Source organism: Psychrobacter sp. DAB_AL62B, from assembly GCF_028895345.1.
Taxonomy (GTDB): Bacteria; Pseudomonadota; Gammaproteobacteria; order Pseudomonadales; family Moraxellaceae; genus Psychrobacter.
In genome coordinates this window covers 337,903-354,596 of record NZ_SAXC01000002.1, presented here as the reverse complement: position 1 = coordinate 354,596, position 16,694 = coordinate 337,903, and the positions used below count along the sequence as shown (strand labels likewise).

The window sequence follows — 16,694 nt, the reverse complement described above, 5'->3', positions numbered from 1 at the left end:
CTAAGCGCATTAATAGTATAGAATAGTCGGTAATTTAAAACGCTTATTTTATGAAAGATTGGTTTTTAGTTGCTAGCTGCCAAAGAAGCTACGCTAGTCACTGACCAACTGCAAAAATTTTAACTACCGTATCTATATTTTAACAGTAATGAGTCATTTATGAGTACCCCGTTCAATGATGTCGCCGCGAAGCATGCGGATTTTAATACCAAAGCCCGTCAGCGTATTCAGCAAACTGAATTTATGACGTCAGCGCCGACCTTTCGCCTTTGTCCTCCTGATATAGGGTTAGAGGTGGCATTTGCTGGTCGTTCAAACGCTGGTAAATCTTCTGCCATTAATGCGCTTACCAATCAGCGCCAATTGGCACGCTCGTCTAAAACACCTGGTCGTACGCAGATGATTAACTTTTTTAGTATCGGCGATACCGATAGGCGTTTGGTGGACTTGCCAGGTTATGGCTATGCCGCCGTACCGCTTGAGATGAAAAAAGAATGGCAGGTTGAGCTAGAAGAGTATTTGGTGTCGCGCTCAAGCCTTGCAGGTCTGGTGTTGATGAGTGATATCCGTCATCCATTGAAATTCTTTGATGAGCAAATGCTACGCTGGGCAAATGATGGTAAGCTGCCGGTTCATATCTTGTTGACGAAAGCAGATAAGCTGAAGTATGGTGCCTCTAAAAATGCTTTGCTTAATACTCGTAAACGACTGAAGCAACTGGGTTTGAACTGTAGCATTCAGCTATTTTCAGCATTAAGAAAAGAAGGTCTTGATGAATTAGCAGGCGTTATGGGCAACTGGTATGAGTATCAGCTCGATGCAGACAAAATTATTGAGTCGTCTTTTGCGTTACTAGAAGGCGCTGAGCTAGAAGACGCAATCGAAAAGGATGCGGTCCAACAAAAAGATAGTCCTAAAGAAGAAAGCAAATAGATCTCATAGTCTTTAATAAAAAAGGGTTTATCGTTATTATCGATAAACCCTTTTTTATTGTCATTTTTAATTATTTAGAATATTTTTTATTTAAGCACACAATAGCTCAGCCAACGCTTGCGGCGTGTCGACTTGATAACTTGGCTGCTGTGCAGCAAGATCGCTACTGCTTGCCGTACCATAATTAACCGCAATACTGGTCATACCTAAACTATTGGCCATTTGAATATCATAAATGCTATCACCGATAAATACCGCATCAGAGATTTGCTGCTCGGTATACTGCAAAATATCCGTCAGCATTTGCGGGTCGGGTTTGGAGCCTGATTCGTCAGCGCAGCGCGTCATGACAAAATAATGATGGCTATTAGAGGCATCCAAGACACGATCCAATCCTTTTCTTTTTTTACCTGTGGCGATAGCAAGCTTACGATTTTTCTGCTGCAAGGTTTGCAGCATATTTTCTATCGGTGCAAAAAATGGCGTACGATGGCTGTTAGGGATATAATAATCCGCATAACTTTGCTGAATCGCCTGCTTCTGCACATCGGTTGCTTGCGGATATAAGATCTCGATACCTTTCATTAAGCTGAGTCCGATAATATCTTTGACTGCTTGATCGGTCGTCGTAAAACCATGCGCCTCGCCCGCCACATGCATAGACTCAACAATTAAGCCAATCGAGTCCATCAGCGTACCATCCCAATCAAATATGATTAATGTCTTATCTGCTAAACCATGCTTGACTGATAATTGAGAATTTTTAATAGAGGTTATAGTAGTTGTTGTAGCTGGTTCACTCATGAATTTACCTTAATGAATAGTAACAAATGGCAGATACGAAAACGTCACGGCAGCTTATTGTTGATAATAAGATATCGTGACGTTTAATATTGATGCTTATAGCATTTAGATTGAAACCAAATTACTTAAAGCTTATTTAGGCAGGCTGGTTTTAATATCTTCTGGTATCCAATTGAGCATCTCGTCTGGTAAAGGCGCAGTAATAGTCTCATAACCTGGAATATCTAAGCGCCATGCATGTAAGCACAGACGATGAACGCCAGATTTATCATGTACGTGGTACTTGTCATCACCTAAGATAGCATGCCCGATATGCGCTAAATGTACACGGATTTGATGCGTGCGTCCGGTCAACGGTTTGGCTTCAATCAAACTGACTGGCTGATCAGCGATTGTAAAGCGACCATGGGTGACAATATCTGTCTGGCTTTCTTTGGCTTGCGGATCTTGCGCATCTACCTTGACACGGCGCTCACCGCTGGCAAGCGTATAGCGTAGCAATGGCGCATCGATACGTTGTTCGTTAAGCGCAGGCTGCCCTTTTGCAATACATAAATAATGCTTTTGAATGGTTCTGTCGACCAGATACTGCTGCAATGTTTTAAGCGTCGAGCGTTTCTTAGAAATCATCAGCAAACCTGACGTATCTTTATCAATACGATGTATCAGCTCTAAGTATTTTTTACCCGTTACTTCACGCATGGCTTCAATGACACCAAAATCAAGACCACTACCGCCATGAACCGCAATACCTGATGGCTTATTGAGCACGATCAAGCCTTCATCTTCGTAGACCACACGTGCCAACAAGCTTTTGGCAAATTCGGTACTGATGATAGGTTTTTCGCGAGTAGCAAGTACTACTGGCGCAATACGTACCACGTCTTCACGCTGCACTCTATCATGCGCTTTACAGCGCTTATTATTGACTCGCACTTCATCTGAGCGAATCATTTTGTAGATATGCGGTTTTGGCAAACCCTTTAAGCGATTAAGTAGGAAATTGTCTAAACGTTGGTCATGTTGATGACGCGTGACCTCAAGATAGTTCACCTTGCCAAAGTTACTAATCTCATCGTCAGCACTTTGTGGGCGCGTTTTACTATTAAAGATGGCTGGCGCTTCGTGGATAGGTTCGTCGTTTGTCATTTTCGAGTTCGTCATTTTTAGTTAGGTATTTACACAAAGATTTGCTATAGTTTAGCATGTTGAACGCCAATACGGCAGAGGCTACGACAATAATTCCTTGTTGTTTCAGACAGCGTATCGCTATTTTACGGCTTGCTAATAACTTGCTGGTAAAAATAGTTAGACTATATAACCTGCGAAGGTTGGGCGTTTCATCTAATTTTAAGGGTGTTATACCAACAGATATACCCTATAATGCCCAATGAATTGTAATAACCATGCTGATATTTATCAGTAAAAAATCATTTATTAGTACAAAACTATTTATTCTTACAAAGCATTTTTTACAGAATATTGTGACAATAGATAGCATCGCCTTAATAAGTTTGGCAAAAGCCCTTTTATTAAGTGATAACCATATACCCTTTACTCACTAGCCGCATGATAACGACTTGCTTTGATAATTTATTGTCTAACAGTCCTTTAGCCGCGTGCAGTTGAGCAAGTATGGGTCGTTGAGAGTGCAATCGAGTATTAACACTGTGAATCTCGATAACTGCCTAAGTATTAGTGGTCAAACAGAGGACGATAAGTAGAATAGACCTGAGACACCGCGCCGATAAGCCGGTCATTTATTCTGTTTGCCAAGTACGCCCCGCTGATGACTGAAGCAGCAACACCTCGCTTTGAGACGCCCAAGATATTATTAACGTTATATCTAAAAGAACGATAAATAAAGAATGACCAATTGCTTCACCTGAATGGATAACCGCTGAGTAGTACTATTTTATATAATAGTTATTATCGACAGCGATATTATTGCTAGACCTTGATTGATTAATCGTGACAGCACGATGCTTTTTTAGTATCAGTAATACCTTTATAACTCAGTAACTATCCACCGCCGCTATGACAAAGTGCGCTGACCACCAACGTAGATAAAAATACTGATAATAAAAGATCACTAACCTGCTCGTGCATTAATCGTTATGACAAGCCTGCTTATAATAAGATATAGATGCATTATAGCCTTACACTCTATACCCTCTATATTGACGTTACCGCCATTAGCCTCGCTAATGACTTTAGGTCAAAAGCTTTTGAAAAAGCCACTGTGCTTTATTAACGCCATGCTTTACGTTCTACCGTTAATTAACATCCGCTCACGCTAATTCTGTTATTAGCAGCGCTTGCCACTTTGCTCTAAAGCCTGTCTCGTCGTCGTTATGCGTACTCATAGGATACCATTATGAAACGCATTTTGATCAACGCTACCCAAAACGAAGAAATTCGTGTTGCCCTTTGTAAAGGCAACCATCTGTACGATTTCGATTTAGAAAACCGTACCCGCGAACAAAAAAAATCCAACATTTATAAAGGTCATGTGACCCGTGTCGAGCCTTCGCTTGAAGCCGTTTTTGTAGAGTATGGCTCACAGCGTCAAGGTTTTTTGCCGATTCGTGAAATTTCTGCCGAATACTTAAGCGGCAATCCACGTGACGAAAATATCAAGAAACTGATCAAAGAAGGTGACGAGCTCATCGTCCAAGTTGAAAAAGAAGAGCGCGGTAATAAAGGTGCAGCCCTGTCGACTTATGTGTCCTTAGCAGGACGTTATCTTGTCTTAATGCCGAACAACCCTCGTGGTGGCGGTATCTCGCGTCAAATCTCAGGTAAATTACGCGAAGATATGAAACGCATGCTAGGCAGTCTTGATTTGCCAAAAGGCATGAGCGTCATCATTCGTACTGCTGGTATTGGTAAGACCCAAGAAGACTTACAACACGATTTAAATCATTTGCTTAATATCTGGCAAGCCATCCAAGAGCAAAATCAAAAATATCCATCACCGCGCTTGGTTCATCAAGAAGCAGGCGTGGTCACGCGTGCTGTGCGCGACTATCTACGCGATGATATTGCTGAGATTTGGATCGATAACGAAAACGCCTATATCGAAGCCGCTGGTTTTATCGATGCGGTCATGCCAACACAAGCAGAAAAACTGCGTAAATATACCGATTATGAGCCAATGTTTTCGCGCTTTAATATCGAAAAGCAGATTGAAACCGCTTATCAGCGTGAAGTTCGCCTGCCATCGGGTGGCTCAATCGTTATCGATCAAACTGAAGCGTTAGTTTCTATCGACATCAACTCCGCTAAATCTACCAAAGGCTCAGACGTTGCTGAGACCGCTTATCATACCAATCTAGAAGCGGCTGATGAGATTGCTCGTCAATTACGTTTACGTGATATGGGCGGCCTAATTGTCATTGATTTCATTGATATGAATGATAATAAGCATCAAAAAGAAGTCGAAAAACGTCTGATTGATGCCACTAAATATGACCGTGCCCGTGTACAATTTGGTGATATTTCTAAATTTGGTTTGATGGAGATGAGCCGTCAACGCCTACGTCCATCACTAGAAGAGTCAACCGGCTATATCTGCCCGCGTTGTCATGGCAACGGTATGATTCGTGATTTGCGTTCATTGTCACTATCAATTATGCGTCAAATAGAACAAATCGCACTAAAAGAGCGTCAAGGTGAAGTCCAAGCAGAAGTACCGACTGATATCGCAGCTTTCTTATTAAATGAAAAGCGCGATGCCTTAGTTTATCTAGAGCAAGACAGCGGCACGCGTATTACGATCTTGCCACACGCGCATTTAGAGTCGCCAAACTTTAAACTCCACTTTAACCGCGATGGCTTTGCGCCATCAAGCTATGAGCGTATCACCGATACTCAGCAGCAAGAATATAGCGAGCTTGGCTATAACGTTGATTGGCAAACAGCCGAAAAAGAGCGTCCTGAACAGCAGCCTACCCGCCAACCACGCTCAGTAGCGGACAACAGTACCAGCAGCAGTCAAGCACCGGCTCGTACTAATGCACAACCGAGCACGCCTGAGCAGCAGCAGAATAGCACCAGTCATAGTAATGAGCATCGCAACAATACCAATACCAATACCAATACCAATACCAATACCAATAATGTTTCGTCAGCACGTGCGCCGCAACCACAAAACACGCCAAATGTTGCGACCACTTCTGCTCCAGTAGCGGCTCCATCTGCTAATGTTGCTGTGGCCCAACCGCAAGCAGTCGCTTGGTTGTCTAATTTGTTTGCCCAAGCGCCGCAGGCACAGACCACGAACAGTATCAGTAGCCGTGATGCAGCTGAAGCCATTGAAGCGCTTGTAAATAACGGCGCGCAGAGTCTAGGCTCGTTTGGACAAGTGGATAACAGTGCGTTGAATGATGCTAGTCAAAGCGCTTCAGCACCTCAGCAAAATAGTAATGAGCAAAACAATAGCCAACCGTCAAACAATAACGGTCAGCGTCAGCAGACACGTCATACCGATAACGCTACTGATGATAGTAGTACTGGCGATAGTAGCGACGCTGAAGATAGAAGAAGACGCAAGCCACGTAAATCAAGACCATCTAAGCCACGCCAAAGAAAAGAGCAGGCAGATGAAACTGACAATAGCGCCGCTAGCAATACGTCTGACAGCAGCCCAACTAGCGCTGATGATAAAGCTGACAACCAAGATAAACGTCAGCAGGATAATAGACGCCCTAGTGATCGCAACCGCAACAATCGTCAAGACAACCGTCAAAATGCAAACGAGCGCAATGCTAGCGAAAGCAATGTCAACGATAGCAATGCTTCTGAAAATAATAGCAATGAGACCAAAGCCGCAGAAGAGCAAACTCGTGCTAAACGCAAATCAAACAGCCAACGTAGCTCACGCGGCAAACTCGATCGCGGTGAGACGTTAACAACGGCTAATAGCCAACAAAGCAACCAACAAAGTAATAAAGACGTTAACGGTAGCAAAAATCAATCCAATGCCCGTCGTAATCAAGATCCTAACGAAGTTGTATTGCAGGTCAATGCAGCTGCCACTGAGCTCAAGGCAGCAGAAGTTGTGCACTTGTCTTTAGATGACAGTAAATCTGTACCAGCAACACGTCAGGTGACTGCAAAGCATCATTCAGTAAATGATAGCAATGTCGCTGATACCGCAAAAGAGCGTCAAGAAAACACTGCTCAGCAGCATGCTGATAAGCAGACCGCGGTCGAGCAAAGTATCATTCAGCCGTCATCTGATATAAACAGCGATTCTACTGCTAGTACGCAAAACAGCAGTACGCAAGCCCATGCTGCTGAAAATAGCGATGCTTTAGTAGACGAAGCAAAAGTAGAGGAGGTAAAGATAAGCGCTACTGACAACAAAGCGCAAAAACCTGTCTCGACAGACGACAGTAAAGGCGACGATGAAAAACCCTTGGTAGCTGAGCAAGCAACCTCAAAAGTTAGTGCTGATAGCCAAACCGACAGTACGTCTCATGAGCAAAAATCAGTCGAGGCCAAACCAGAGGATATCGCGCCAGTAGCAGTAGTGGAAGCTCAAAAGATAGAAGCTGATGATAAAAGTGTTGATACTGACCAAGTTGATACTAACCAAGTCGCTACCGATACTAGTAGCAACAATCACTCAGCGCTTGAGCTTACTCATGACGCGTTGTTTGCTAAACGCTACATTACCGCCGCTAAATTTGGGCAAGCCAGTAATGATCCACGCGTGGTACGTCGTCAACAAACTCAATCACAAACCACTCAAACGTCTCAAAAAGATGAACAAGCCATTGTGAGCGTACCGACCATTCGTGGTACGGTTGGTGAGTTTATCCGTGCGACTCTACCAGAGGCTGAAAATCGCTTAGCCGCAGACGGTGTCATTAACTGCTTTAACGCTGCCATTGCTTTGCATTTAGAGCAGGCACACGTTCAAGTCGTCATCAACGACAAGGTTGCAAGCACCAACGACAATCAACTTGCGACTGGCGAAACTGCCAATAACAATTTTGATTTTAGCAACTACGGCTATCAGCCATTAGCAGCGGATTATCTCGCACGCTTTGAAGCGATGACACAAGCTGTCAGTCAGTTTGCAGCAACGCAAGGTAAAACAGACGTGGAGCCGCGCGCCATCGATAAACGGGCAAGCAACGACCCACGTGGTCAGCATCCTGATTATCAAGAGCCAGTAGTATTGGCTGTTTCTGACGAGCCGATCAACGAATCAGTGCAAGCTAATAGCAAGATTGATGCTCACAAAGTAGAAGCGACGGCGCTGGCAAATCCAGCGCAAGCATCCGAGGTCAGTACTGAGAGCGAACAACTGCTACAGGTAGAGCAAGCGCTAGAAAAAGTAAGCACGGAGCAAACTGAGGTTAAAGTCACTCCTGAGGCTAAAACTACGAAGGATGAAGCTGTTGATGTCAACGATGTGGAAATCGAAGAGACTGACATCAATACTGAAGTCAATGTTGAATCTGCTGAGGTTAAAGATGCTAACATCGAGCAAAGCGAGACTGAGCAGCCTACTGAATCAATAGTAGAGCCATCTACGAAAGAAGAAATTCAGGCAGCAAAGTCAAAAACGACGATAGCCAGTTATAAAAATATGATTGAAAACGTGGCTGAGCAACTGCTACCGCAAAAAGGTATGTTTAATTTAACGACCCCTAAGGTGCCAAAGGCTCGCACTCGTAAGCCTAAGGCTGAGCATAAAAAGCCAACGCAAGCTGAAAAGTCAGAGTCCGATAATTCAGATAGCGACAGCTAATCGCAGTCAATTAAAAGTAGCCTTAAATGCAAAAGCCCCAAAGTTGCCAGCAACTTTGGGGCTTTTTTATAGTTAATCGAACCTGCTTAACTGACTATGGATTTAATGCGCAGAAGAAGCATCTTTGTCTTTATTTCGTATTTTACCAACGACAGTGACAATAGCCACTACTATAACACCAATAATGAGACCAACCAGTCCGTTCAATAACATAGTCGTCAGACTTTCAAATACGCCAGTCAAATGCGCTATATCTTCAACTTCATGGTGCAAAAAACCAATACCATGAACTAAGATGCCACCACCTACTAAGAACATGGCTAATGTGCCAGCGATAGATAAAAACTTCATTAATTTTGGCGCAGCAGCTAATAGCAACTCACCTATTTTTTGCTTCACATTGCCTGATTGCTTCATCAAATAAAGCCCTAAATCATCAATCTTGACGATAGCAGCGACCAAGCCATAAACGCCAACCGTAATGGCGACAGCAATAATAGCGAGAACCAAGCTTTGCTCTAACAACGTCGCACCAGCAGCTGCACCAAGTGCAATCACAATAATCTCAGCCGATAGTACAAAATCTGTGCGTACCGCCCCTTTTATCTTTTCCTTTTCAAAAGCGACCAAATCGATTGTCTCATCGGCATTGGCACGTAGGCGCGCGTTTTGCTCTTCGTCGTGCGGCAAAAGATGCGGCCAAAACTTATGAATCACTTTCTCTGCGCCTTCGTAGGCCAAATATAAGCCGCCACACATCAACAGTAGTGTTACTAACGGGGGATAAATAGCGCTAATCAATAGTGCTGATGGCACTAAGATAAGTTTATTGACGAATGAGCCTTTAGCCACTGCCCACACGACTGCCAACTCACGATCTGCTTTGACACCAGTCACTTGCTCAGCGTTAAGTGCTAAGTCATCACCTAAGACGCCAGCCGTTTTTTTGGCAGCAACCTTGGTCATTAGTGAGACATCATCTAATATCAAGCTGATGTCATCAAGTAGGGTTAATAAACTGGCACCTGCCATGGACGTTCCTTAAAATTAAATACATTTAATGAAATAGAAATTTGAAACAATAATTATTAAATCTGATAGCTGTCTAACAGCTATAGACCATAGTATTTCTTGTAGCCTACCTAGACATAAGGTCATATGACATAGCACAAATGTATCTTGTCTTTTATTATATTTTTTATTATGAAGGCTTTCTAATAATTTATTTAGCCAGACAATAAGCTGGCTTTTGGTCGTGATTTATAAAAATATGTTAATATAGAGCACTTTATACTGATTGATTCTGCAATTTTTATTGGCGGAAATCATTGAAAAACAATCTATTAACAACAATCTCATTAATGATCTTATATCGCAGCCCTTATTTAGCAGCGCTTATTTAGCAAAACCATTACCACTTATCCCAATATCTTTTGTCATGAACACACGATTAGGCACACCTGCCTATAGGAAACACCATATGTCCTTATTCCATTCTAAAGCTACGCTCACTAACAAAAAACTCTCTCGCAACCACCTATCTCGTGCCACGGCTGCGGCATTGCTGGTTATTATTGCTGCTGGCTGTTCTAATAATGCCGCAGATGCGACCAGTAACACTAATGTTGTCAATAGTGCGCAAGCCAAAACTAGTACCACTTCGATATCTAAAGATAGCAATGCCGATGTGGTCAAATCATTACAAACCAATTTAAAAGCTTCAGGTATTGAAGAAAATATCCTCTCAGCCGTACCAACCGATATGGACGATATTTATTGGGTTACTGCTGATGGCTTACCTTCTTTCTTTACCGATAAGTCTGGTAAACATATTATTCAAGGGCAAATTATTGCTGTTGGTGATGACGTGCCTGTGGATATCAGCGGTGCTTTGGTTGCCCGAACTGCACAACAAGCTCTAAAAGCGGTCGATAAAAAAGATATGGTTATCTATCCAGCAAAAGGCGTGACTAAGTCAGTGGTTTATTCCTTTACTGACGCTGATTGCCCTTATTGCACCAAACTCCATGAGGAAATGGACGAGATTAATGCCTTAGGCATTGAAGTACGCTATTTAGCGTGGCCGCGTAGTGAAGGCAGTATTCCAAAGATGGAAGCTATCTGGTGTAGTGAAGACCGTAAAGCCGCTATGGACCAGGCGAAAATGGGCGCGAACGTACAAGCAGCTAGCTGTAACAGTCCTGTGCAATCGCAAATGGCACTTGGTAGAAGCCTTGGTGTCAACGGTACGCCGGCTATTTTTACTGAATCTGGACAACAAGTGGGTGGTTATTTACCTGCTGCACAATTGGCACAAGCGATAGATGCTAGCTAATCGGCTATCCTATGATATTGCTGACTTTGGCGACATTGAGATTGGGTAGACGCCATCAGCGCTTGTCGGTATGATACGATAAAGCGCTAGGCAAAATTAGCCGCATATTTTTTATCTAAGTCCTTCTTTATGCAAGTTCTTCATATAAGTTTTTCATTATCTAATTAATTTGATAATCTAAATACTTTCATAGAAGCATTTTTTATCCAACTCTTTAATCTCTTGAGGATACTGTGAGCAAATCCATCAAACTAGCGATACTTGGTTTAGGCACCGTCGGAACGGGTGTGATCAATCTAATCAATGACAATTTAGATGAGCTAAAACGTCGTAGCGGACGCGACATTATGATTACCGAAGTCGGTACTCGTCGTCAGCGTGATGATATCGATCCTAATATTATTCAAAACAGTGACTTGATGGCAATCGCTGCCAGTGACAATGTCGATATTGTCATCGAAGTGATTGGCGGTACTACTCTCGCGAAAGACGTCTTTATGCACGCCATTAAAAACGGCAAGCATGTGGTTACGGCGAATAAAGCATTATTGGCTGAGCATGGTAATGAGATTTTCGCTTTTGCTGAGCAGCATAATGTCCATGTCGCTTATGAAGCAGCGGTAGCTGGCGGTATTCCGATTATTAAAGTCATGCGTGAAGGATTAGCTGCCAATAAAATCGACTGGTTGGCTGGCATCATTAATGGTACTGGCAACTTTATCATGACTGAAATGCGTGATAAGGGTCGTCCATTTGCAGATGTGCTACTTGAGGCACAAGAGCTCGGTTATGCAGAAGCAGACCCTACCTTTGACGTTGAAGGGATTGATGCAGCGCACAAACTGGCACTACTTGCGTCTATCGCTTTTGGTATTCCACTACAGTTTGATAAAGTCTATTGTGAAGGCATTACGGGTATTACATTACAAGACGTTAACTATGCTGAAGAGCTTGGCTACCGTATCAAGCATTTAGGTTTTGCCGTGCGCCGTGATGGTGCAGGTAATGATGAAGCCGCTGGTATTGAGCTGCGTGTACACCCAACACTTATCCCGCAAAACGCCTTACTTGCCAACGTAAATGGCGTAAAAAATGCCGTGTTGGTAAACTCTCACCCACTTGGGCAAACGCTCTATTGTGGCGACGGCGCAGGTGCAGGCGCGACGGCTTCTGCGGTGATGGCAGATGTCATGGACTTGGTTCGTGTCTTAGGTAGCAAAGATGACAATGATGTAGGCAATAACGGTCATCATGTCCCACACTTAGCCTTTATCCCTGAGCAATTATCGGACACGCCGATATTGCGTGCTGAACAGATGATAACCGGTTATTACTTACGCGTTCATGCTTATGATAATCCTGGGGTATTGGCCGATATCACGCGTATTTTAAGTGATGCTGGTATCAATATCGATGCCATTTTACAAAAACCTGCCCATAAACTTGGTCAAGTGCCCGTGATTATTTTGACGCTGCCTGTGGTTGAGAGCCAAATGAATCTGGCGATTGAAAAAATTGAGAAGCTAGATACGGTTACTGATAAAGTGGTACGCATTCGCTTAGACGAGCTGGCGTAAATCCGTCCTTTAAGTAAGTCAAATATTTGTAATTAAAATACATAAAAAAGGAAATAACGATGTCAAATGATGCAGTTGTAATTTTAAACGGCGCACGTACTCCAATGGGTGGCTTCCAAGGCGCACTTACAGAGGTAAGCGCAACAGACTTGGGCGCTACTGCTATCAAAGCTGCTGTTGAGCGCTCAGGCGTTAACATCGATAGCATTGATGAAGTCATCATGGGTTGTATCTTGACCGCGGGCTTAGGTCAAGGCCCTGCTCGTCAAGCGATGCGTAAAGCAGGTTTGTCTGATGCAACTGGTGCAGTTACGATCAACAAACTATGTGGCTCAGGTCTAAAAGCAGTCATGCAAGCCCATGACGGTATCAAAGCTGGCAGCTTTAATGTCGCTGTTGCCGGTGGCATGGAATCGATGACCAATGCCCCTTACATCATGCCAGGTTCACGTGGCGGTTATCGCATGGGACATAAAGAAGTCAAAGATCATATGTTCTTAGACGGTCTAGAAGATGCCGAAACCGGTAAGCTGATGGGTCAGTTCGCTCAAGAAATGGCGAATGAAAAAGGCTATAGCCGTGAGCAAATGGATGATTTTGCTATTGAATCGCTTAACCGTGCATTAACAGCTATTAAAGAGGGTCATTTCGAAGATGAGATTGAGCCCGTTACCTTTAAAACTCGTAAGGGCGAGCAAACGGTTGATACTGACGAGCAGCCTGCCCTTGCCAACGCTGAGCGCATTCCTACCCTGCGTCCAGCCTTTGCAAAAGATGGTACCATCACGGCGGCAAATGCCAGCTCAATCTCAGACGGTGCTGCCGCAGTGGTATTAATGAAAGAGTCACAAGCCAAAGCTGAAGGTCTTGATTACCAAGCGCGTATCGTTGCGAGCGTTTCTAACTCTCGTCATCCAAGCGAATTTACCATTGCTCCGATTGGTGCAATTGAAAAGGTTTTAGCAAGCGCTGGCTGGTCAGTAGCTGATGTCGATCTATGGGAAATCAATGAAGCCTTTGCCATGGTTACGATGGCGGCTATGGATGAGCTAAACATCGAACATGCTAAAGTAAACATTGAAGGTGGTGCTTGTGCGCTCGGTCACCCAGTAGGTTGTTCAGGTGCTCGTATTTTAATTACCCTTATCAACTCTCTAAAGCGTACTGGCGGCAAAAAAGGCGTTGCGACTTTATGTATCGGTGGTGGTGAAGCGGTCGCCGTTGCGATTGAACTTGCTTAATATTTAATCGTTTTAATTATCGAGCTGCTAGAGTCGATAATATTATTTGATATTTTTACTTATTTCCAAGACCTACTAACCGCATTGCTTATGGCTTTGCGGTTTTTTTGTACTTATAAATTACAAATATGCAGGAGCTATTTATCATAGTAAGAAAACGTTAACTTAAATTTATATATGGCTTGTGCCATTTACAGCCTATTACACGCAATTACCTCAAGTGCACACTTTGCTACCTTGCTCATATATCGCCCTGAAAATTCAGCTGTTACGATGATTACAAGTTGATGCAAAGACGGCTTAACGTACTTTGCTACCATCCTTAGTTTAGTAGACCCACTTATTAGCAAAACGATTATTCGTTTTCTAGTAATGTAAATTTAAAATAATTATTAATTTACTCATATAAAAGGAAGATAATAATGAGCCAACTAATTCGTTTAAAAGATATTCAAGCTACTCACCACGACCTTATCGGTGATGACTATTATGATCCAACAGGCAAAACAGCCTATGGTGTTAATGAAGAAAAAATTGGTAAGATTGATGGCGCATTGGTAGAAGATACCACTGGTCGCATCCGTTATTTAATCGTTGATGTGGGCGGTTGGTTCAGCTCAAAAGAAGTGCTAGTACCAGCAGGTTTGGCACGTATCGTTGGTGATGATGTCTTCTTTGATAGCTTAACCCAAGCGCAAGTAGAAGCAATGGAAGTGTACGACCACGATTATCAATATAGTTACAAAGATCAGTATGAAAAAGACCGTCAATCGTTTGTTGCTGATACGGTTCCAGTTGCAGAGCGTATGGAAATTGCCGACCATAACTATGACGCGCCAAATACGCTAGAGCTATTAGAAGAGCGTTTGACCGTCAATAAAGATCGTATCGTCGCAGGCTTGGTAAAAGTTGGTAAGCATGTCGTCACTGAAGAGCGTAATATCGATGTTGACCTAGAAGAAGAACATGCCAATATCGAACGTACCAATGTAGATCGCCCAACAGATCGCCGTATCGGTGATATCGATGGTAATCAGACCATTGAAGTTGAGCTAGAAGCAGAACGTGCACGCGTGAATAAAGAGACGTATGTCACTGAAGAAGTAAATGTCGGTAAAACGTCAGAGCATCGCACTGAAACTCTCGTAGAAACTATTCAGCGTGAAGAGCTAGATGTCGATGGTGATGGTAATGTAATTGACCGTGATGGTAATCTCTTTACTCGTGATGACATTACTGCCGAAGACGTACGCCGCGCTCGTGGTATGTAACACGCTACTCTTTCGCATAGCTGCAAGATCTGATTAGTAGTTGAGATATCTGTTTATCTTAAACGTACTGTTCAAAGCACTGTTATTTAAAGTGTTGTTATTTAAAGAACTACTATTTAAAGAACCACTATGCGATAGAAATTAGTAGCTGAGCCTCTCGCTCAGTAGATAAGACCAGAGCTCCGTCTCTGGTCTTTTTTTATATCTAACCGTTTTTTATCCATATTAACTTTTGCATATAATATCTTTCATATATAAGAATAAGGAATATGACCATGAACGCCAATAATGAAAACAATTATCCTGACAATAACTATCCTGACTTTACCGATAATACTGCTAGCGGTACCAAAGATGATTTAATATCATCCGACTTATCGTTACCTGAAGATAATCAGGAGCAGGCGATATTAGCCAATCAAAAAGGCAGTCTTTCAAACAATCTAATAGGTACTGATAACGGTAACGGTGGTTATCTAGAGTTATTAGAAGAGCGTCCAGTCATCAACAAAGAACGCTTAGATGTTGGTAAAGTAACTGTTACTAAGCACTTTCGTACCAAAACAATTCAAGTACCTATTGAGCTGGTCGAAGAATATGTGACCATACGGACGGACTATCACGATACCGAGAGTCAAGATTTATTGTCAGGTAACTATGATGATAAAGATATCTTGCGTCACGTTGAGCCATCGTTAGATAGTAAGGCGGTCGTTACCATCAATGGTAAACAGGTTGAGATTGGTGATGAACCAATTGAGATAATCCTATCACGTCAAGTAGCGACTATCACTAAAGACACCTATGTCATCCAAGAAGTAGCTATTGAGAAAACCACACATACTCATACTGATAGCATCGAAGTCGAACTGAAACATGAAGAGCTAGACGTCAAAGAAGAAGGGTTTTTAGCGCATGAGCGTAATGCCGCTCATAAGAGATAAATTATTTTTAAAGAACTTATCTATCAAATGCAAAAAAGCAACGCGAACGTTGCTTTTTTTATAAGGCATTATAATCAACATAACATAAAATCAACATCTCGATCATCACATGCTACGTTGAAAACAAATTATCCATAAAAACCATTCTTACACGGCATTTTATACTGTTTTCTTACACTCATAAGTACTTATATTGGCTGCATCCGTACCGGCAGTACGCATCACGCCCGTTTCACGTTCTTTATGAGCCACGCGCCACTGTACAAATCCTTCGCCACCATCGATAGCAGTTGCTGCTTCAAATACCTCAGGGTTGCTGGCATCATTGGTTTTCGTCAAGGTTACCGTTCCTTTGGCAGTACCAATAACCACTTGATTGTCAGTATCTTTGTAAGTCGCTTCAACCGTCAACTCAGGTGAACATAAATATGTTATCTGATTCACGCCTGTATTGACCGAAGCAATCGTATCATCTTCCACTTCGCTAGCGGGCGCATCTACAACGACATCACTTGGTTCGGCTGGCTCAGCGGACATGGGCACTGACTGCTCTTCACTGATACTATCTTCCAAACTTGGCTCTGTTTCTTGCTTTGGTTGGCAGGCACTAACCGTCATGGCGCCAGCCAACAAACTTGTTATAACCACAGAGGTACGCAATTGTTTTAATAATTCTAAATTCACAACACTCTCCCAAATAAATATGTTAAACACTATAGCGTGTCCATAAATGCACGCCTATGTTGAATTTGTAAGCAATCGCTACAATGCAGCTGATAATTTTATTTAGCCCATAAAAAATCCCTGTTCAAACAGGGACTTT

General features: G+C 42.8%; 11 protein-coding genes. 7 read left to right on the top strand and 4 right to left on the bottom strand.

Annotated features, from left to right (window positions below):
- The first annotated feature begins 159 nt into the window (after window positions 1-159).
- Complete coding sequence (yihA, locus tag EPB74_RS04455; RefSeq protein WP_274902996.1) at window positions 160-933, top strand: ribosome biogenesis GTP-binding protein YihA/YsxC; 774 nt, start codon at window positions 160-162, stop codon at window positions 931-933.
- 90 nt (window positions 934-1,023) lie between these two features.
- Here yihA and EPB74_RS04450 read toward each other — a convergent pair whose 3' ends face one another.
- Window positions 1,024-1,737 carry an HAD family hydrolase gene (locus EPB74_RS04450; protein ID WP_274902995.1) on the bottom strand — a complete coding sequence of 238 codons (714 nt, stop codon included), beginning with the start codon at window positions 1,735-1,737 and terminating at the stop codon, window positions 1,024-1,026.
- 132 nt (window positions 1,738-1,869) lie between these two features.
- Complete coding sequence (locus EPB74_RS04445; RefSeq protein WP_274902994.1) at window positions 1,870-2,886, bottom strand: RluA family pseudouridine synthase; 1,017 nt, start codon at window positions 2,884-2,886, stop codon at window positions 1,870-1,872.
- A 1,228-nt stretch (window positions 2,887-4,114) separates the two neighbouring features.
- Between EPB74_RS04445 and EPB74_RS04440 the strand changes: the two genes are divergently transcribed.
- Window positions 4,115-8,503 (top strand): Rne/Rng family ribonuclease, encoded by a 4,389-nt coding sequence (locus tag EPB74_RS04440; protein ID WP_274902993.1) that lies wholly within the window; start codon window positions 4,115-4,117, stop codon window positions 8,501-8,503.
- A 102-nt stretch (window positions 8,504-8,605) separates the two neighbouring features.
- On the opposite strand, the gene EPB74_RS04435 is transcribed toward EPB74_RS04440, so the two are convergent.
- Entirely contained in the window at window positions 8,606-9,535 is a 930-nt protein-coding gene (locus EPB74_RS04435) for a DUF808 domain-containing protein (RefSeq protein WP_274902992.1), read from the bottom strand.
- A 448-nt stretch (window positions 9,536-9,983) separates the two neighbouring features.
- Between EPB74_RS04435 and EPB74_RS04430 the strand changes: the two genes are divergently transcribed.
- The 5 genes from EPB74_RS04430 to EPB74_RS04410 all read left to right on the top strand — a co-directional run bounded on the left by EPB74_RS04430 (window position 9,984) and on the right by EPB74_RS04410 (window position 15,871).
- Window positions 9,984-10,838, top strand: a complete 855-nt coding sequence (locus EPB74_RS04430) for a DsbC family protein (protein WP_089554875.1) — start codon at window positions 9,984-9,986, stop codon at window positions 10,836-10,838.
- A gap of 233 nt (window positions 10,839-11,071) precedes the next feature.
- A complete protein-coding gene (locus tag EPB74_RS04425) occupies window positions 11,072-12,415 on the top strand; it encodes a homoserine dehydrogenase (protein WP_274902990.1) in 1,344 nt (447 codons plus the stop codon).
- A 59-nt stretch (window positions 12,416-12,474) separates the two neighbouring features.
- Window positions 12,475-13,656, top strand: a complete 1,182-nt coding sequence (locus EPB74_RS04420) for a thiolase family protein (RefSeq protein WP_079690781.1) — start codon at window positions 12,475-12,477, stop codon at window positions 13,654-13,656.
- A gap of 422 nt (window positions 13,657-14,078) precedes the next feature.
- Complete coding sequence (locus EPB74_RS04415) at window positions 14,079-14,927, top strand: DUF2382 domain-containing protein (RefSeq protein ID WP_079690780.1); 849 nt, start codon at window positions 14,079-14,081, stop codon at window positions 14,925-14,927.
- A gap of 275 nt (window positions 14,928-15,202) precedes the next feature.
- On the top strand, window positions 15,203-15,871 hold the full coding sequence (locus tag EPB74_RS04410; RefSeq protein WP_274902988.1) for a YsnF/AvaK domain-containing protein: 669 nt from the start codon (window positions 15,203-15,205) through the stop codon (window positions 15,869-15,871).
- A 159-nt stretch (window positions 15,872-16,030) separates the two neighbouring features.
- Here EPB74_RS04410 and EPB74_RS04405 read toward each other — a convergent pair whose 3' ends face one another.
- Window positions 16,031-16,555: a hypothetical protein gene (locus EPB74_RS04405; RefSeq protein WP_274902986.1), complete on the bottom strand. Its 525-nt coding sequence runs from the start codon at window positions 16,553-16,555 to the stop codon at window positions 16,031-16,033.
- Window positions 16,556-16,694: the final 139 nt, after the last annotated feature.